The organism is Escherichia sp. E3659, from assembly GCF_005781135.1.
In the GTDB taxonomy this organism is placed as follows: Bacteria; Pseudomonadota; Gammaproteobacteria; order Enterobacterales; family Enterobacteriaceae; genus Escherichia.
The window spans coordinates 235,640-252,192 of the sequence record NZ_VATQ01000015.1; the positions used below are offsets into that span (position 1 = coordinate 235,640).

General features: G+C 53.1%; 17 protein-coding genes and 1 tRNA gene. 6 read left to right on the plus strand and 12 right to left on the minus strand.

Annotated elements, in window-relative coordinates:
- The first annotated feature begins 24 nt into the window (after nucleotides 1-24).
- Together lplA and FEK47_RS13160 are read left to right on the plus strand one after the other, a co-directional pair.
- Nucleotides 25-1,041, plus strand: coding sequence for a lipoate--protein ligase LplA (lplA, locus tag FEK47_RS13155; RefSeq protein ID WP_135486700.1), 1,017 nt, complete (start codon nucleotides 25-27; stop codon nucleotides 1,039-1,041).
- Between the two features lie 31 nt (nucleotides 1,042-1,072).
- Nucleotides 1,073-1,336, plus strand: a complete 264-nt coding sequence (locus FEK47_RS13160; protein WP_130221685.1) for a helix-turn-helix transcriptional regulator — start codon at nucleotides 1,073-1,075, stop codon at nucleotides 1,334-1,336.
- A gap of 160 nt (nucleotides 1,337-1,496) precedes the next feature.
- Here FEK47_RS13160 and deoD read toward each other — a convergent pair whose 3' ends face one another.
- The 4 genes from deoD to deoC form a co-directional block, all read right to left on the minus strand.
- Nucleotides 1,497-2,216: a purine-nucleoside phosphorylase gene (gene deoD / locus FEK47_RS13165; RefSeq protein WP_000224878.1), complete on the minus strand. Its 720-nt coding sequence runs from the start codon at nucleotides 2,214-2,216 to the stop codon at nucleotides 1,497-1,499.
- Nucleotides 2,217-2,272: 56 nt separating this feature from the next.
- Nucleotides 2,273-3,496 carry a phosphopentomutase gene (gene deoB, locus FEK47_RS13170; RefSeq protein ID WP_000816471.1) on the minus strand — a complete coding sequence of 408 codons (1,224 nt, stop codon included), beginning with the start codon at nucleotides 3,494-3,496 and terminating at the stop codon, nucleotides 2,273-2,275.
- A gap of 51 nt (nucleotides 3,497-3,547) precedes the next feature.
- Nucleotides 3,548-4,870 carry a thymidine phosphorylase gene (gene deoA, locus FEK47_RS13175; protein WP_000477811.1) on the minus strand — a complete coding sequence of 441 codons (1,323 nt, stop codon included), beginning with the start codon at nucleotides 4,868-4,870 and terminating at the stop codon, nucleotides 3,548-3,550.
- A 125-nt stretch (nucleotides 4,871-4,995) separates the two neighbouring features.
- Nucleotides 4,996-5,775, minus strand: coding sequence for a deoxyribose-phosphate aldolase (deoC, locus tag FEK47_RS13180; protein ID WP_001295412.1), 780 nt, complete (start codon nucleotides 5,773-5,775; stop codon nucleotides 4,996-4,998).
- A gap of 257 nt (nucleotides 5,776-6,032) precedes the next feature.
- Between deoC and FEK47_RS13185 the strand changes: the two genes are divergently transcribed.
- Together FEK47_RS13185 and FEK47_RS13190 are read left to right on the plus strand one after the other, a co-directional pair.
- Nucleotides 6,033-7,583: a YjjI family glycine radical enzyme gene (locus FEK47_RS13185; protein WP_135486701.1), complete on the plus strand. Its 1,551-nt coding sequence runs from the start codon at nucleotides 6,033-6,035 to the stop codon at nucleotides 7,581-7,583.
- Complete coding sequence (locus tag FEK47_RS13190; protein ID WP_135486702.1) at nucleotides 7,555-8,418, plus strand: YjjW family glycine radical enzyme activase; 864 nt, start codon at nucleotides 7,555-7,557, stop codon at nucleotides 8,416-8,418. The genes FEK47_RS13185 and FEK47_RS13190 overlap by 29 nt, the downstream gene beginning before the upstream one ends.
- Nucleotides 8,419-8,613: 195 nt before the next feature.
- On the opposite strand, the gene FEK47_RS13195 is transcribed toward FEK47_RS13190, so the two are convergent.
- From FEK47_RS13195 to holD, 8 genes are all read right to left on the minus strand, one after another.
- Complete coding sequence (locus tag FEK47_RS13195; RefSeq protein WP_135486703.1) at nucleotides 8,614-9,396, minus strand: metal-dependent hydrolase; 783 nt, start codon at nucleotides 9,394-9,396, stop codon at nucleotides 8,614-8,616.
- Nucleotides 9,393-10,466, minus strand: coding sequence for a patatin family protein (locus tag FEK47_RS13200; protein WP_130221689.1), 1,074 nt, complete (start codon nucleotides 10,464-10,466; stop codon nucleotides 9,393-9,395). The genes FEK47_RS13195 and FEK47_RS13200 overlap by 4 nt, the downstream gene beginning before the upstream one ends.
- 121 nt (nucleotides 10,467-10,587) lie before the next feature.
- The gene (locus FEK47_RS13205) at nucleotides 10,588-10,749 is read right to left on the minus strand and encodes a DUF1328 family protein (protein ID WP_000490275.1); all 162 of its coding nucleotides are present in this window, start codon (nucleotides 10,747-10,749) and stop codon (nucleotides 10,588-10,590) included.
- A 126-nt stretch (nucleotides 10,750-10,875) separates the two neighbouring features.
- Nucleotides 10,876-11,481, minus strand: coding sequence for a molecular chaperone OsmY (osmY, locus tag FEK47_RS13210; protein WP_130217540.1), 606 nt, complete (start codon nucleotides 11,479-11,481; stop codon nucleotides 10,876-10,878).
- A 401-nt stretch (nucleotides 11,482-11,882) separates the two neighbouring features.
- Nucleotides 11,883-13,472: a peptide chain release factor 3 gene (gene prfC, locus FEK47_RS13215; RefSeq protein WP_000175943.1), complete on the minus strand. Its 1,590-nt coding sequence runs from the start codon at nucleotides 13,470-13,472 to the stop codon at nucleotides 11,883-11,885.
- A gap of 90 nt (nucleotides 13,473-13,562) precedes the next feature.
- Nucleotides 13,563-14,240 carry a pyrimidine 5'-nucleotidase gene (yjjG, locus tag FEK47_RS13220; protein WP_000870705.1) on the minus strand — a complete coding sequence of 226 codons (678 nt, stop codon included), beginning with the start codon at nucleotides 14,238-14,240 and terminating at the stop codon, nucleotides 13,563-13,565.
- Nucleotides 14,241-14,254: 14 nt separating this feature from the next.
- Entirely contained in the window at nucleotides 14,255-14,701 is a 447-nt protein-coding gene (gene rimI / locus FEK47_RS13225; protein WP_001092450.1) for a ribosomal protein S18-alanine N-acetyltransferase, read from the minus strand.
- On the minus strand, nucleotides 14,670-15,083 hold the full coding sequence (gene holD / locus FEK47_RS13230; protein WP_130204768.1) for a DNA polymerase III subunit psi: 414 nt from the start codon (nucleotides 15,081-15,083) through the stop codon (nucleotides 14,670-14,672). Before holD ends, rimI begins: the two co-directional genes overlap by 32 nt.
- 102 nt (nucleotides 15,084-15,185) lie before the next feature.
- Here holD and rsmC point away from each other — a divergent pair, with 102 nt between their 5' ends.
- Both rsmC and FEK47_RS13240 read left to right on the plus strand, forming a co-directional pair.
- The gene (rsmC, locus tag FEK47_RS13235; RefSeq protein WP_135486704.1) at nucleotides 15,186-16,217 is read left to right on the plus strand and encodes a 16S rRNA (guanine(1207)-N(2))-methyltransferase RsmC; all 1,032 of its coding nucleotides are present in this window, start codon (nucleotides 15,186-15,188) and stop codon (nucleotides 16,215-16,217) included.
- Between the two features lie 200 nt (nucleotides 16,218-16,417).
- A tRNA-Leu gene (locus FEK47_RS13240) sits at nucleotides 16,418-16,504 on the plus strand.
- Nucleotides 16,505-16,553: the final 49 nt, after the last annotated feature.

Here is a 16,553-nt window from a genome sequence, read left to right on the forward strand (position 1 = left end):
ATTACTACAAGAAAGGAAATCGTTATGTCCACATTACGCCTGCTCATTTCTGACTCTTACGATCCGTGGTTTAACCTGGCGGTGGAAGAGTGTATTTTTCGCCAGATGCCCGCCACGCAGCGCGTTCTATTTCTCTGGCGCAATGCCGACACGGTAGTGATTGGTCGCGCGCAAAACCCGTGGAAAGAGTGTAATACCCGGCGAATGGAAGAAGATAACGTCCGCCTTGCACGGCGCAGCAGCGGCGGTGGCGCGGTGTTCCACGATCTCGGCAACACCTGTTTTACGTTTATGGCTGGCAAGCCGGAGTACGATAAAACCATCTCCACGGAGATTGTGCTTAATGCGCTGAACGCGCTCGGCGTCACCGCAGAAGCGTCCGGGCGCAACGATCTGGTGGTGAAAACCGCCGAAGGCGACCGCAAAGTCTCAGGCTCGGCCTATCGCGAAACCAAGGATCGCGGTTTCCACCATGGCACCTTGCTGCTCAATGCCGACCTCAGCCGCCTGGCAAACTACCTCAATCCGGATAAAAAGAAACTGGCAGCAAAAGGTATTACCTCGGTACGTTCCCGCGTGACCAATCTGACCGAGCTGCTGCCGGGGATCACCCATGAGCAGGTTTGCGAGGCCATAACCGAGGCCTTTTTCGCCCATTATGGCGAGCGTGTAGAAGCGGAAATCATCTCCCCGGACAAAACGCCAGACTTGCCGAACTTCGTTGAAACCTTTGCCCGCCAGAGTAGCTGGGAATGGAACTTCGGTCAGGCTCCGGCGTTCTCGCATCTGCTGGATGAACGCTTTACCTGGGGCGGCGTAGAACTGCATTTCGACGTTGAAAAAGGCCATATCACCCGCGCCCAGGTGTTTACCGACAGCCTTAACCCCGCGCCGCTGGAAGCTCTCGCCGGGCGACTGCAAGGCTGTCTGTACCGCGCGGATATGCTGCAACAGGAGTGCGAAGCGCTGTTGGTCGACTTCCCGGAACAGGAAAAAGAGCTACGGGAGTTGTCGGCGTGGATTGCAGGGGCGGTGCGGTAACTCGTTCATTAAAATATCCAAGGAAGGAAATATGATCGATCTGGAGAACCAGGAACGGGAGATTATCAATTTAATGTTCAGCCAGGGTATATCCTGGCTAGCCGCCGTGCGTATCAGGCATAAATTATCGCTTGCTGAAGTAAGTAAAATGTTAGGTATCTCGATTAATTCTCTAAAACGGCTCGAAAAGACGGAACGGCTTAGTTCAAACATCAAAAGCAAAATGGCAGGAATTTATGGTTGTCCACCAGAGTTGCTGATATACCCTTCCTGGATGACGGCTGAACATAAATGAATAGATTCGTGAATAGATACTTGAATGGATTTTATTTTCTATCCATATGAAAAATAATAGTAAATGTATAAATCAGTTGCTATTGATGAATAGATACTAAAAAGCCGGAGCAGTCTCCCGCTCCGGCTTAACACGACAATCGCCTTTCAGCGAAACACAATTACTCTTTATCGCCCAGCAGAACGGATTCCAGTGCGATTTTGATCATGTCGTTGAAGGTGGTCTGACGCTCTTCAGCAGTGGTCTGCTCGTGAGTACGGATGTGGTCAGACACGGTGCAGATAGCCAGTGCTTTCGCACCAAACTCTGCAGCCACGCCGTAGATACCAGCCGCTTCCATTTCCACGCCGAGGATGCCGTATTTTTCCATCACGTCGAACATTTCGCCGTCCGGAGAGTAGAACAGGTCAGCGGAGAACAGGTTACCAACACGCGCATCAACGCCCAGGGCTTTAGCCGCGTCTACCGCGTTACGCACCATGTCAAAGTCAGCGATAGCGGCGAAGTCATGGTCTTTAAAACGGATACGGTTAACTTTGGAATCGGTGCAGGCACCCATACCGATAACGACGTCACGCAGTTTTACGTGCGGCAGAACAGCGCCACAGGAACCTACGCGGATAATTTTCTTCACGCCGAAATCGGTGATCAGTTCTTTGGTGTAGATGGAGCAGGACGGGATACCCATACCGTGACCCATTACGGAAATTTTGCGGCCTTTGTAAGTACCAGTGAAGCCCAGCATACCGCGAACGTTGTTCACTTCACGGGCATCTTCAAGGAAAGTTTCAGCAATATACTTCGCACGCAGCGGGTCGCCAGGCATCAAAACTACGTCAGCGAAATCGCCCATTTCTGCATTAATGTGTGGAGTAGCCATCGTTTTATCCTTTTTGTGACATAACAAAGGCGGAGTCAACGCTCCGCCCAAATCCATCAGAACATGGCTTTGCCATATTCCATATCAGAAGTACCAAAATATTTTGCCAGCGTCTGGCCGATATCCGCGAAGGTTTCACGGTGACCCAGTGAGCCCGGTTTTACTTTCGGGCCGTAAACCAGTACCGGAATATGTTCACGGGTATGGTCAGTACCGGTCCATGTCGGGTCACAACCGTGGTCAGCAGTGAGGATCAGGATGTCGTCATCGCGCAGCAGAGACATCAGCTCCGGCAGACGGCGGTCGAACAGCTCCAGCCCCGCAGCATAGCCTGCGACATCGCGACGATGGCCCCAGGAAGAGTCGAAGTCAACAAAGTTAGTGAAGACGATGGTGTTATCACCCGCTTCTTTCATCTCTTTGATGGTGGCGTCAAACAGCGCGTCCAGGCCGGTCGCTTTCACTTTCTTGGTGATACCGCAGTTGGCGTAGATGTCTGCAATTTTACCCACAGAAACCACCTGACCGTGTTTTTCATCAACCAGTTTTTGCAATACGGTCGGTGCTGGCGGTTCAACAGCCAGGTCGTGACGGTTACCGGTACGCTGGAAGTTACCGGCTTTGTCGCCGATAAACGGACGAGCGATAACACGACCGATGTTGTAGCCGCCGTTGGTCAGCTCTTCACGGGCGATTTCACACAGTTCGTAGAGTTTATCCAGGCCAAAAGTTTCTTCGTGGCAGGCAATCTGGAACACGGAGTCAGCGGAGGTATAGAAAATCGGCTTGCCGGTTTTCATGTGCTCTTCGCCCAGTTGATCCAGAATGACCGTACCGGAAGAGTGGCAGTTACCGAGGTAACCCGGCAGATTAGCGCGTTCGACCAGTTTATCCAGCAGCTCTTGCGGGAAGCTGTTTTCGTGATCGGAGAAGTATCCCCACTCAAACAGAACCGGGACACCGGCGATTTCCCAGTGACCAGACGGGGTATCTTTACCGGATGACATTTCGTGCGCCCATGCGTACGCGCCGATAACTTCAGCGTTGCCGTCCATTCCTGCCGGAATGAAACCGGTAGAACCTTCATGTGCTTTCGCCAGCCCCAGACGGGTCAGATTTGGCAGATTGAGCGGGCCTTTACGACCGTTATCAGCTTCGCCTTTGGCACAGGCTTCTGCGATATGACCCAGGGTGTCAGCCCCGACGTCACCAAAGCGTTCTGCATCTTCTGTAGCGCCGATGCCGAATGAGTCCAGCACCATAATAAATGCACGTTTCATATGTTCTCCGTACTCAGTGCTTCAAATTTAAATGATCAGATCAGTATACCGTTATTCACTGATACGACGATAGACAGTTGGTGTGCTTTCCGGTGCTTTATCGGCAAGTTTAATTGCCGCTTTCACCGCTTTCGCCGCTTCCTGCCAGCTGTTTTCGTCTTTCGCGTGGATAACCGCCAGCGGACGCTGACCGTCTACCTGGTCGCCCAGACGCGCCATATCAGTAAAGCCGACGCTGTAATCGATGGTGTCAGATGCCTGACGGCGACCGCCGCCCATTGCAACCACTGCCATCCCCAGCGCACGGGTATCCATTTCACTGACAAAACCTTCGGTATCAGCATAGACTGCTTTCGTCAGCATCGCTGTCGGCAGATACTTCGCGTAGTTCTCAACGAAGTCGGTCGGACCTTTTTGTGCCGCTACCATACGACCAAAGACTTCTGCCGCTTTACCGTTGTCCAGCACCGCCTGCAATTTCGCGCGCGCTTCGGCGTCATCTTTCGCCAGTTTACCGGAGATAAGCATCTCCACGCACAGCGCCATCGTGACATCAAACAGACGCGGGTTACGATACTCACCCGTCAGGAACTGCACCGCTTCACGTACTTCAACCGCATTACCTGCACTGGAGGCCAGCACCTGATTCATATCGGTGAGCAGCGCGGTGGTGCGCACGCCAGCGCCGTTAGCCACGCCAACAATCGCTTCGGCAAGGGCTTCAGAGAGCTCGTAGGTCGGCATAAACGCGCCGCTACCCACTTTCACGTCCATCACCAGCGCGTCCAGACCTTCCGCCAGTTTCTTCGCCAGAATAGAGGCGGTGATCAGCGGAATGGAGTCCACGGTTGCGGTAATATCGCGGGTCGCGTAGAAACGTTTATCCGCCGGAGCCAGTGAGCTGGTCTGGCCGATAATCGCCACGCCGACGTCTTTAATAATTTCGCGGAAACGGTTGTCATCCGGGAAAATGTCGAAGCCAGGGATGGATTCCAGTTTGTCGAGCGTACCGCCAGTATGACCGAGGCCGCGACCGGAGATCATCGGAATGTAACCGCCGCAGGCTGCGACCATTGGCCCCAACATCAGCGAAGTGACATCGCCGACGCCACCGGTGGAATGTTTATCAACAATCGGGCCATTCAGATGCAGGCTTTTCCAGTCGAGAACGGTTCCTGAATCTCGCATCGCCATAGTCAGCGAGACACGCTCCGGCATCGTCATATCGTGGAAGAAAATGGTCATCGCGAGGGCGGCAATCTGCCCTTCGGAGATAGTGTTGTCGCGAATGCCGTTGATAAAGAAACGAATTTCTTCATCACTCAGCGCATGACCATCACGTTTTTTACGAATAATTTCTTGTGCGAGAAACAAGGTAACCTCCCGTGGAAAAGAGTATGAGGCGGCTTTTGCCGGATGCGTCTACGCCTTATCCGGCCTACGGGTGATACGTCTCGTAGGCCTGATAAGCGCAGCGCATCAGGCGCAAAGCATCTTACTTAGTAACTGCTGGCGCTCTTACCGTCGCCGTGGCCCAGAGCTTTCAGCAGGCTTGCCAGCAGGCTGGAAGCACCAAAGCGATAGTGGCGCGCATCTGCCCAGTCAGCACCGAACAGTTCATCTGCAATGGCGAGATATTTCTGCGCATCTTCCGCAGTACGCACGCCGCCCGCCGGTTTGAAACCAACGGTTTTCTCTACGCCCATATCACGGATCACTTCCATCATGATGCGCGCGCTTTCCGGCGTCGCGTTCACTGCCACTTTACCGGTAGAGGTTTTGATGAAGTCGGCACCCGCTTTGATGGAGATTTCAGACGCTTTGCGGATCAGCGCTTCGTCTTTCAGTTCGCCGGTTTCGATGATCACTTTCAGCAGTACGTTCGCCGCTGCGCAAGCCTCTTTACAGGCTTTCACCAGATCAAAACCAACTTGCTCGTTGCCCGCCATCAGCGCACGGTACGGGAACACCACGTCAACTTCATCAGCACCGTAGGCGATTGCCGCACGGGTTTCTGCCAGTGCAATTTCAATGTCATCGTTACCGTGTGGGAAGTTGGTTACCGTAGCAATACGGATTTCCGGGGTGCCCTGCTCTTTCAGCGTTTTGCGAGCAATCGGGATAAAGCGAGGATAGATACAGATAGCAGCGGTATTGCCGACCGGAGTTTTGGCCTGATGACACAGGGCGATCACTTTCTCGTCGGTGTCGTCGTCATTCAGGGTAGTCAGGTCCATCAATTTCAGTGCACGCAGGCTGCTTGCTTTCAGATCAGTCATTTCATTCTCCTGGCTTGTCGCCAATAAAATTCACCTTGCGAGTTTGTTAGTATTCTAACATCGACTCCGCAACACACTTCGATATACATCACAATTAAGAAAATCTACTTACAAATTTGCATTACGGTAATGCGATCTGGTTCAAATAATTCACTTTCAAATGAATGCGCCGGTGGTGACAAACGCATCAGGATCAAAGTGAACATCACGAAACTTCTTACAATGGCGCATCACCTTTGGCATAAAAGGAAAAGAAGATGCCCACTTCTCACGAGATTGCACTGCAACAACGTTGCCAGCAAATTGTCACAAGTCCGGTGCTTAGTCCGGAGCAGAAACGCCATTTTCTGGCGCTGGAAGCAGAAAACAATCTGCCTTATCCGCAGCTACCTGCCGAAGCCCGCCGCGCGCTGGATGAAGGCGTAATCTGCGATATGTTTGAAGGTCATGCGCCGTACAAACCGCGCTATGTCTTACCCGATTACGCCCGTTTTCTGGCGAACGGTTCCGAATGGCTGGAGCTGGAAGGCGCGAAAGATCTTGATGACGCGCTCTCTCTGTTGACCATTCTTTATCATCATGTCCCTTCGGTCACATCGATGCCGGTCTACCTGGGGCAGCTGGATGCGTTGTTGCAACCGTATGTTAGAATTCTAACACAAGACGAGATCGACATTCGAATAAAACGTTTCTGGCGTTACCTCGACAGAACCCTGCCAGACGCCTTTATGCACGCCAATATCGGCCCGTCTGATTCGCCCATTACCCGAGCGATTTTACGCGCAGACGCAGAGCTGAAGCAGGTTTCACCGAACCTGACCTTTATCTACGATCCTGAAATCACCCCAGATGACCTGCTGCTGGAAGTGGCGAAAAACATCTGTGAATGTAGCAAACCGCACATCGCCAACGGTCCGGTGCATGATAAAATTTTCACAAAAGGGGGCTACGGAATTGTGAGCTGTTACAACTCACTGCCGCTGGCGGGTGGTGGCAGCACGCTGGTGCGCCTTAACCTGAAAGCCATTGCCGAGCGCAGCGAATCGCTGGAAGACTTCTTTACGCGCACTCTACCGCACTACTGCCAGCAGCAGATCGCCATCATCGATGCGCGGTGTGAATTCCTCTATCAACAATCACACTTCTTTGAGAATAGCTTCCTGGTGAAAGAAGGGCTGATTAACCCTGAACGTTTTGTGCCAATGTTTGGCATGTATGGGCTGGCGGAAGCAGTTAACTTGCTGTGCGAGAAAGAAGGGATTGCCGCGCGCTACGGTAAAGAGGCCGCCGCAAATGAAGTGGGTTATCGCATCAGCGCGCAACTGGCGGAGTTTGTCGCCAATACCCCCGTGAAATATGGCTGGCAAAAACGCGCCATGTTACACGCACAGTCGGGGATCAGTTCCGATATCGGCACCACGCCGGGCGCACGCTTGCCGTATGGCGATGAGCCAGATCCGATCACCCATCTGCAAACTGTCGCCCCGCATCATGCTTATTATTATTCCGGCATCAGCGACATTCTGACGCTCGACGAAACCATCAAACGTAATCCGCAGGCGCTGGTACAGCTTTGCCTCGGTGCCTTTAAAGCCGGAATGCGTGAATTTACCGCCAATGTCAGCGGTAACGATCTGGTTCGCGTTACCGGTTATATGGTGCGTTTGTCGGATTTAGAAAAATATCGCGCCGAAGGTTCACGCACCAACACCACCTGGCTGGGAGAAGAAGCCGCACGCAACACTCGTATTCTGGAACGCCAGCCGCGCGTGATAAGCCATGAACAGCAGATGCGCTTTAGTCAGTAAGATTATCCCCTTTTCCTGCGTTGACGGGCCAGGCAGTCGTCTGGCTCTGTTTTTGCAGGGCTGCAATCTGCGCTGCAAAAATTGTCACAATCCGTGGACGATGGGGCGCTGCAATGATTGCGGAGAGTGCATGCCACAGTGTCCGCATCAGGCGTTGCAGATTGTTGACGGCAAAGTGCTGTGGAACGCTGTGGTTTGCGAGCAGTGTGATACCTGCCTGAAGATGTGTCCACAACACGCCACGCCAATGGCGCAATCCATGAGCGTGGACGAGGTGCTTAGCCATGTCCGCAAAGCGGTGCTGTTTATTGAAGGGATTACGGTAAGCGGCGGCGAAGCCACGACCCAGCTGCCGTTTGTGGTGGCGCTGTTTACTGCCATCAAAAACGATCCGCAATTGTGCCATCTCACCTGTCTGGTGGACAGTAACGGCATGTTGAGCGAAACCGGCTGGGAAAAATTACTCCCGGTGTGCGACGGCGCGATGCTCGATCTCAAAGCGTGGGGGAACAAATGTCATCAACAACTAACCGGACGCGGTAATCAGCAGATTAAGCGCAGCATTAGTCTGCTTGCCGATCGCGGCAAGCTGGCGGAACTGCGTTTGCTGGTAATCCCAGGCCAGGTGGATTATTTGCAACACATCGAAGAACTGGCGGCGTTTATCAAGGGACTTGGCGATGTTCCGGTACGCCTGAACGCGTTTCATGCCCACGGCGTGTATGGCGAGGCGCAAAGCTGGGCGAGCGCCACGCCGGAAGACGTTGAGTCGTTGGCTGATGCGTTAAAGGTGCGCGGGGTGAGCCGGTTAATATTTCCGGCGCTGTATTTGTGACATGCCGGATGCGGCCTACGGATCGGCACAAACTTGTAGGCATGATAAGACGCGACAAGCGTCGCATCTGGCATTGTGCGCCGACTGCCGGATGCGGCCTACGGTTCGGCACAGACTTGTAGGCATGATAAGACGCGACAAGCGTCGCATCAGGCATTGTGCGCCGACTGCCGGATGCTGCCTACGAAGGGCAAACTACCCACGAACGTTAAACAACGTATACGTGTTATTAAGCAACACTTCGGCAATCTCATCCGCGGGCTCCGGGCGTAACTCACAAAGCACGGCAAACACACGGGCAGCCTGCTCCGGGCGGTTAGGCTGCCCCTGAAAACCGTTGAGCGGCATATCCGGCGCATCGGTTTCCAGCAACAACGATGCCAGCGGTAATTTTGCGATGACAGCACGGGTTTTACTGGCGCGTGGATAGGTGATAGTACCGCCTACGCCAATTTTGTAGCCCAGCTGTACAAACCGTTCGGCCTGCTGCAAGCTGCCGGAAAAACCGTGAACCACGCCAGTGCACGGCAAATCGTGACGCTTAAGATGCATCGCCAGTTTGTCGTGCGTGCGCCGTGAATGAAGGATCACCGGCAGATCGTAGCGTTTCGCCAGTTTCAGTTGTTCGTCGAGCAACCACCGCTGCCTCTCAAATTGCGGATCATCGCCGAAGAGATCCAGACCGATCTCCCCCACCGCCACCACCTTCGCCGGACGCCTTTCCAGCGCCTGCTGTAACTGCTCCAGCGATGCATCGTTATGTTTTGCCAACATACCAGGATGCAAGCCCAATGCGGCATACAGCGGTTGATATTTTTCCGCTAACGCCTGCACGCGGGCAAAATTTTCCGCCTCTGTCGCCGGAACAATGATCTTGCCTACGCCCGCTTGTGCCGCGCGTTGCAGGCTGGCCTCTTCATCGCCACTAAACGGCGGGAAATCAAAATGGCAGTGGGTGTCGATAAAACGGCAAATCAAGCCAGATCCTCATTGTTAAATGTCGGGTCGTTCGCCTGCGGAGCGTCGCTCACTTCGGCAACCAGCGTATCGTTGGCGACTGGCGCAGGCGGAATGACAATCGATTCCGGCGTCACCACTGGCACCAAATGGCGGGTAAGCGGCGCTTTTTCAGTTAATAGCTTGCCAACCGTGGCGAGGAAATAACGACCGCATAAACGCCCAAGTTTATAGTCTTCACGCAGCGCCGGAATCCGACTGCCAAGCGCGATACTATGTAATGGCTTCGGCGGATAAATTTCGAATATCCGCAGCTTGCCCGGTGGTTTCTCAATAAATTGCTGAATGTCACGATAGCTGGTTTCATGATGCTGCACCAGATTGACCAGCGGCTGCAGGCTACTGTCACCCAGCCAACGTTCCATACGCTTGAACCACTGCGGCGTGTAGTACATTTGTGACGGCACAGTGCGGATGACGACCAACGTTTTTGCTCCCTGCCTTGCCGCCTCTTTAACCGGAATCGCATCACTGATCCCGCCATCCAGGTAGTTAATGCCTTCCAGTGACACTCCGCTACGATAAAAACCAGGTATCGCACTGGAGGCGCGAATCACATCCAGCCAGTTTTGTTTGGTCGGTAAAAAGTAATTCGGCGCATAGTCGTCCTGACGACAGGCACACATATAAAACGATTTACCGCTCTCAAACAGCCGCGCGGCGGTGTCCATTTGCAACGGCATCTGGCTTGCGGTGGCCTCCACCAGCCAGTCGAGATCGATAAGATTTCCTCCACGGACAAAGCGCACTGGATCGAAAAATTCGCGTTTTGTGGTATAGCGCATGATGACTTTGCGCGCGTAACCGGGCTGATTGCAGATATATGCCGAAAGGTTCTGCGCCCCGGCAGATGTGCCGAGATAAAGATCGAAAGGATTAAACTGCGCGCGCATAAACTCATCCAGCACACCAGCCGTGAAAATTCCACGCTGCCCGCCGCCTTCGCACACCAGAGCAATTCGTCCAGGCTGGAACGGCCTTAGCGACAACGGCGCAATATTACCAAGCGTTACAGGTATTCGCTGCCCCACCTCTGCCTTCCTGTTTTTGTTGTGAAAGACTGACAAAGTAACGCAATTTATTATTCGCTAAAACTGCAAAAGCCAGTCCGCTGGACTGGCTTTGTATAAAATTTTCTTAATGGTTTGAAATCTAGGGTCGTTTTCGGCCCATAAACAAACTCACCAGGAACAGAATAATCCCGACGACAAAGACAATTTTAGCTGCGCCTGCAGCGGTACCGGCCAGCCCACCAAACCCAAGTGCGGCGGCGATTAACGCGATAACCAGAAATATGATGCCCCAACGAAACATAAGCGTCTCCTTTACCATAGTTAATGTCACCGCTTGATATGAGCGTGAAAATCACTCAATGCGATATTTTTAGTGTGGTGCACATCGCGCCTCCCGACAAAGTTCGGGAGAACGAATTACGACGAATTACTTAGTTTTCAGATCATTTTTAACGCTTTTCACACCATCTACCGCTTTGGCGATACTTTCAGCACGGTCGCTTTGTGCCTGGGAATCGACGGTACCGGAGAGCTGAACCACGCCGTCGGTGGTTTCAACTTTCACATGACGGGAAGGGACGATGTCATCCGCCAGCAGTTTGGCTTTGATTTCACTGGTGGTGGCGGTGTCACCCGCATAGCCCTTCACAGAGCCTTCTTTAGCGTCGCGAACGTGCAGTTTGTCGCTGACAGAGGTTACGCCTTCAACGCCTTTCGCCACTTTCACAGCCTCTTCGGCCTGGGCCTGGCTTTCAACGAAACCGCTCAGGGTCACAACTTTTTGATCGGTTTTGACAGAGATATCAGTGCTCTTGATGTTGTCATGATCCACCAGGGCCGCCTTCACTTTCGCGGTGATGGCGCTGTCATCCATGAAATTACCGACTTTATTCATAGAGCTATCGACTTTTTGCCCTGCGCTTTCATTGGTTGTCTGCGCGCTGTTTTCCGCAAAAGCAGAGCCGGTCGCGACGGCAGAGGTCAACATTACAGCCAGCAGAGTTTTCGAAATCTTCAGTCTTGTCATAGTCATCGATTTATTCCTGTATGTTTGCTCGTAATTTGAGCCAGGCAACACGAGGTTGCATTGCTGAAAGGGAGAGACTTCACCCTGTACAGAAGTCAATGGTCGTCATCACAAAAGCGATGAGTGATGAATAACGACCATTACAGCCTCTGAATCAGTTATTAATATCAATCGGATGACAGTTAACGGTTTTAAATACTGATATCTACGTATTGATCGGTATTTAAAGCCGTCACAAATGTCATCACTTTGTTAAATATAGATCACAATTTTGAAACCGCTCGCCGTATCGACTAAAAAACGCGCAAACATAAGCAAAAGCGAATGTTTTAAGAACATTCCGCAAGCGGCTAATAAGGAAGGGAAATTGACAGGGCGCGGCGGTTACCGCGCCCTGGAGGCAAGAATTAATGCTCGCGGGTCTGGTGGAACTGAACGTCCGGGTAACGCTCCTGCGCCAGGCGCAGGTTGACCATGCTGGTGGCGATGTAAGCGAGATTGTCGCCGCCATCCAGCGCCAGTTGGCTTTCGTTCTTACGCTTGAACTCTTCGAATTTCTTCGCGTCCGCGCATTCTACCCAGCGGGCGGTGGCGACGTTGACTGACTCATACACCGCTTCGACGTTGTATTCGCTCTTCAGGCGCGATACCACCACATCAAACTGCAGCACACCAACCGCACCAACGATCAGATCGTTGTTGGAGATCGGACGGAACACCTGCACTGCGCCCTCTTCGGAAAGCTGTACCAGCCCTTTGAGCAGCTGTTTTTGCTTCAGCGGATCTTTCAGGCGGATACGACGGAACAGTTCTGGTGCGAAGTTCGGAATACCGGTGAACTTCATCATCTCACCCTGGGTAAAGGTGTCGCCGATCTGAATAGTGCCGTGGTTGTGCAGACCAAGGATGTCGCCCGGATACGCTTCTTCAACGTGCGAACGGTCACCCGCCATAAAGGTCAGCGCGTCGGAGATCACCACATCTTTCGCGGTGCGCACCTGGCGCAGTTTCATGCCTTTTTCATATTTACCGGACACCACACGCATAAACGCCACGCGGTCACGGTGTTTCGGGTCCATGTTGGCCTGAATTTTAAATACGAAGCCGGTAAATTTATCTTCGCTCGCTTCCACGGTACGGGTATCGGTCTGACGCGGCATCGGCGCAGGCGCCCACTCCACCAGGCCATCCAACATATGATCGACGCCGAAGTTACCCAGCGCAGTACCGAAGAATACCGGGGTGATTTCGCCCGCAAGGAACAGCTCTTTGTCGAACTCGTTAGATGCGCCTTTCACCAGTTCCAGTTCGTCACGCAGCTGCTGTGCCAGATCTTCACCGACCGCTGCGTCGAGATCCGGGTTATTCAGCCCTTTAACAATGCGGACTTCCTGAATGGTGTGGCCTTTACCGCTCTGATAGAGATAGGTTTCATCTTTATAAAGGTGGTAAACGCCTTTAAACAGCTTGCCGCAGCCAATCGGCCAGGTGATCGGTGCGCAGCCGATTTTCAGCTCGTTCTCAACTTCATCGAGCAGTTCCATCGGGTCGCGGATATCACGGTCAAGTTTGTTCATAAAGGTGAGGATCGGCGTGTCGCGCAGACGGGTAACTTCCATCAGCTTGCGGGTACGATCTTCAACACCTTTTGCGGCGTCGATAACCATCAGGCAGCAGTCCACCGCTGTCAGGGTACGATAGGTATCTTCCGAGAAGTCTTCGTGCCCCGGGGTGTCGAGCAGGTTAACCAGGCAGTCATGATACGGAAACTGCATCACAGACGTAGTAATGGAGATCCCACGCTGCTTTTCCATCTCCATCCAGTCCGACTTAGCGTGCTGGTTGGAACCACGGCCTTTTACTGTACCGGCGGTCTGAATGGCCTGTCCGAACAGCAGCACCTTCTCGGTGATGGTAGTTTTACCGGCGTCCGGGTGAGAAATAATGGCAAAAGTGCGGCGCTTCGCCACCTCTTGCAAATAAGGAGACAACGTCATAATTCTTTCTTCTTGAGTAAGCGGCATCGCGCCGCGCTTGTTGAAAACGAAAAATTGCGGCTATTTTACCCATCAACGGGGGGGAGGCAATCAGTGTTTACACAGGAGCTGCTCCAGTTCGTGCAACGAAGAAACGGTCCAGGTGGGCGCGATGCCTTCTGGTTGCTCGCGATTGTGCGCATTCAGCCAGCAGGTCGCAAGCCCGGCGTTGATGCCACCGAGAATATCGGACTCAGCTGTGTCGCCAACCATCAGCACGCGTGAACGGTCAGGATTGCCTGCCTGTTCCAGCGCATAATCGAAAATTTTCTTATTCGGTTTGGCAACGCCAACTTCTTCGGAAATCACCAGCAAATCGAAGTAATCACGCAGGCCCGTGCGTTCCAGACGCACCTGTTGCAAAGCGCTAAAACCGTTGGTGATGATGCCGATTTTGGCGTTGCCACGAATGGCGTTAAGCAGGGAAACCGCCCCCGGCAGCGGCGTACAGATTTCCGCCATCGCATTAATAAAGGCATCGTTGAGTTTACCCGGCTCGACGTTCAGCCGTTCGGCCCAGCTCTCAAAACGCCCGTGCTGAAGCTGTAATGAAGTGATCGCGCCATTTTGATAATCCACCCACAGTGGCTTGTTAACGGCCTGATAGTCCTGAAAATCTTCAGCGGTAAAGGTGACGCTGTAATCAAGAAACATCCGCTGCAGGCCGGTGAATGAGTCAAAGGTAAACAGCGTTTCATCGGCATCAAAGAAAATCCAGTCCCACTTCATTATTCCACCTTGTCTTACATACTGATTGGCAACGCCATGATGATGGCGTCTTCGCGACCGTCCGTGGTGGGGTAGTAATTGCGGCGAATCGTCGCCTCGTTAAAGCCTAAACTTTCGTACAGGGCAATGGCGGCAGCGTTTGAGGCACGGACTTCCAGCCATAGCGTCGCCACGCCGCGTTTTTCCAGTTCGTCGATCAGATGTTCCAGCAGCGCCCTACCCAGCCCCTGACGCTGATAGTCGGGATCGACCGCAATATTGAACAATGTAGCTTCATCCAGCACCACTTGCGTAATCGCAAACGCCGCCATTTTGCCGTTTTGCGTTAACTGAAAGTTGAGATAACGCTCGCCCTGATTGCTGGCAAACGTTTTTTCACTCCACGGAAAGGCGTGGGCGCGTTGTTCAATGTGGAAAGCCGCTGGTAAATCAGTCGTTTCGAGGGAAGAAATCGTGTTCATATGTGCAAATTTGTTGCCATAACGCGGCGCGTGCCGTTGGGTTTGCCCGTAATTCGGTGAGCGCCGGTGATGCCACCTGAGCGCCTTCCAGTGATAGCGGTTCGTCAGTACCCAACCGCCAGCTGTTGCAGCGACTGCCTTGCGGCAGCATCGCGATCCTATCTGGCGTCAGTTGCAGCACTTGATCGGGGCTGACGGTTAATGCACGCAGAACATCGCTCACCAGTGGATCGGTCAGGGCGGGAAGATCGTTTGCCACCATCACCAGACGGACGTGTGCCGGGATCGCAATGGCAATCTCCCCCTGCAACGCGCCAGGGCGACGCAGCGACCACTGGGTAATGCCCAGTTGCTGTAACTGCCAGTCTCGTCGGGATGTCATAGCGAATCGCTCCTGTTGTCAGGGGCGCAAATATAGCAAATTCGTCGATACCGCGCCAACATATGGCTATAATCGCCGCCAGTATCAATTGAGGAGCATTCCATGTCTGCATTTACCCCGGCAAGTGAAGTCTTGCTGCGTCACAGTGATGATTTCGAACAAAGCCGTATTCTGTTTGCCGGAGACTTACAGGATGACCTGCCCGCGCGTTTAGATACCGCGGCCAGCCGTGCTCATACCCAGCAATTCCACCACTGGCAGGTGTTAAGCCGCCAGATGGGAGATAATGCCCGTTTTAGTCTGGTCGCCACGGCGGATGACGTCGCAGATTGCGATACGCTGATTTACTACTGGCCAAAGAATAAACCAGAAGCCCAGTTCCAGTTGATGAATTTACTTTCTCTGCTGCCGGTGGGGACGGATATTTTTGTCGTTGGTGAAAACCGCAGCGGCGTACGCAGCGCCGAGCAGATGCTGGCCGATTATGCGCCGTTGAATAAAGTCGACAGCGCCCGTCGCTGCGGCCTCTATTTTGGTCGTCTGGAAAAACAGCCGGTATTTGATGCCGATAAATTCTGGGGCGAATACAGCGTCGATGGCCTGACGGTCAAAACGCTGCCGGGCGTGTTTAGCCGCGACGGTCTGGATGTCGGCAGCCAGCTGCTGCTCTCGACGTTAACCCCGCACACGAAAGGTAAAGTGCTGGATGTCGGCTGTGGCTCGGGCGTGCTTTCGGTTGCCTTTGCACGCCATTCGCCGAAAATTCGTCTCACTCTGTGCGATGTCTCTGCCCCGGCGGTAGAAGCCAGCCGTGCAACACTTGCGGCCAACGGTGTTGAAGGTGAAGTCTTTGCCAGCAACGTCTTTTCCGAGGTGAAAGGTCGTTTTGATATGATCATCTCCAACCCGCCGTTCCACGATGGGATGCAAACCAGCCTGGATGCGGCGCAAACGCTGATTCGCGGCGCGGTGCGTCATCTTAACAGCGGCGGCGAGCTGCGAATTGTAGCGAACGCCTTCCTGCCTTATCCGGACGTGCTGGATGAGACATTTGGCTTCCATGAAGTTATCGCACAAACCGGGCGCTTCAAGGTGTATCGCGCCATTATGACCCGCCAGGCGAAGAAAGGTTAAGTATCTGGCACCTGTCGCCGCATGCCGTGCTGGATGCGGCGTGAACGCCTTATCTGACCGACAAACGAATTATCCACAATCCGCTGATGGCCATTTTTCCAGCAATTACACATCAGGCGATAATTAACTATTGACGAAAAGCTGAAAACCACTAGAATGCGCCTCCGTGGTAGCAATTCTTTTTTAAGAATTGATGGTATGCGAAGGTGGCGGAATTGGTAGACGCGCTAGCTTCAGGTGTTAGTGTCCTTTCGGACGTGGGGGTTCAAGTCCCCCCCCTCGCACCAAAAACCACGTTGATATTGCTCGCACTGGGCGAAGGTGGCGGAATTGGTA

What these genes read in the sequence shown, in the direction of transcription:
- lplA (WP_135486700.1), top strand. Translation starts at nt 25, where the DNA reads ATGTCCACATTACGCCTGCTCATTTCTGACTCTTACGATCCGTGGTTT.
- FEK47_RS13160 (WP_130221685.1), top strand. Translation starts at nt 1,073, where the DNA reads ATGATCGATCTGGAGAACCAGGAACGGGAGATTATCAATTTAATGTTC.
- deoD (WP_000224878.1), bottom strand. Translation starts at nt 2,216, where the DNA reads ATGGCTACTCCACACATTAATGCAGAAATGGGCGATTTCGCTGACGTA.
- deoB (WP_000816471.1), bottom strand. Translation starts at nt 3,496, where the DNA reads ATGAAACGTGCATTTATTATGGTGCTGGACTCATTCGGCATCGGCGCT.
- deoC (WP_001295412.1), bottom strand. Translation starts at nt 5,775, where the DNA reads ATGACTGATCTGAAAGCAAGCAGCCTGCGTGCACTGAAATTGATGGAC.
- FEK47_RS13185 (WP_135486701.1), top strand. Translation starts at nt 6,033, where the DNA reads ATGCCCACTTCTCACGAGATTGCACTGCAACAACGTTGCCAGCAAATT.
- FEK47_RS13190 (WP_135486702.1), top strand. Translation starts at nt 7,555, where the DNA reads ATGAACAGCAGATGCGCTTTAGTCAGTAAGATTATCCCCTTTTCCTGC.
- FEK47_RS13205 (WP_000490275.1), bottom strand. Translation starts at nt 10,749, where the DNA reads ATGTTTCGTTGGGGCATCATATTTCTGGTTATCGCGTTAATCGCCGCC.
- osmY (WP_130217540.1), bottom strand. Translation starts at nt 11,481, where the DNA reads ATGACTATGACAAGACTGAAGATTTCGAAAACTCTGCTGGCTGTAATG.
- prfC (WP_000175943.1), bottom strand. Translation starts at nt 13,472, where the DNA reads ATGACGTTGTCTCCTTATTTGCAAGAGGTGGCGAAGCGCCGCACTTTT.
- yjjG (WP_000870705.1), bottom strand. Translation starts at nt 14,240, where the DNA reads ATGAAGTGGGACTGGATTTTCTTTGATGCCGATGAAACGCTGTTTACC.
- rimI (WP_001092450.1), bottom strand. Translation starts at nt 14,701, where the DNA reads ATGAACACGATTTCTTCCCTCGAAACGACTGATTTACCAGCGGCTTTC.
- holD (WP_130204768.1), bottom strand. Translation starts at nt 15,083, where the DNA reads ATGACATCCCGACGAGACTGGCAGTTACAGCAACTGGGCATTACCCAG.
- rsmC (WP_135486704.1), top strand. Translation starts at nt 15,186, where the DNA reads ATGTCTGCATTTACCCCGGCAAGTGAAGTCTTGCTGCGTCACAGTGAT.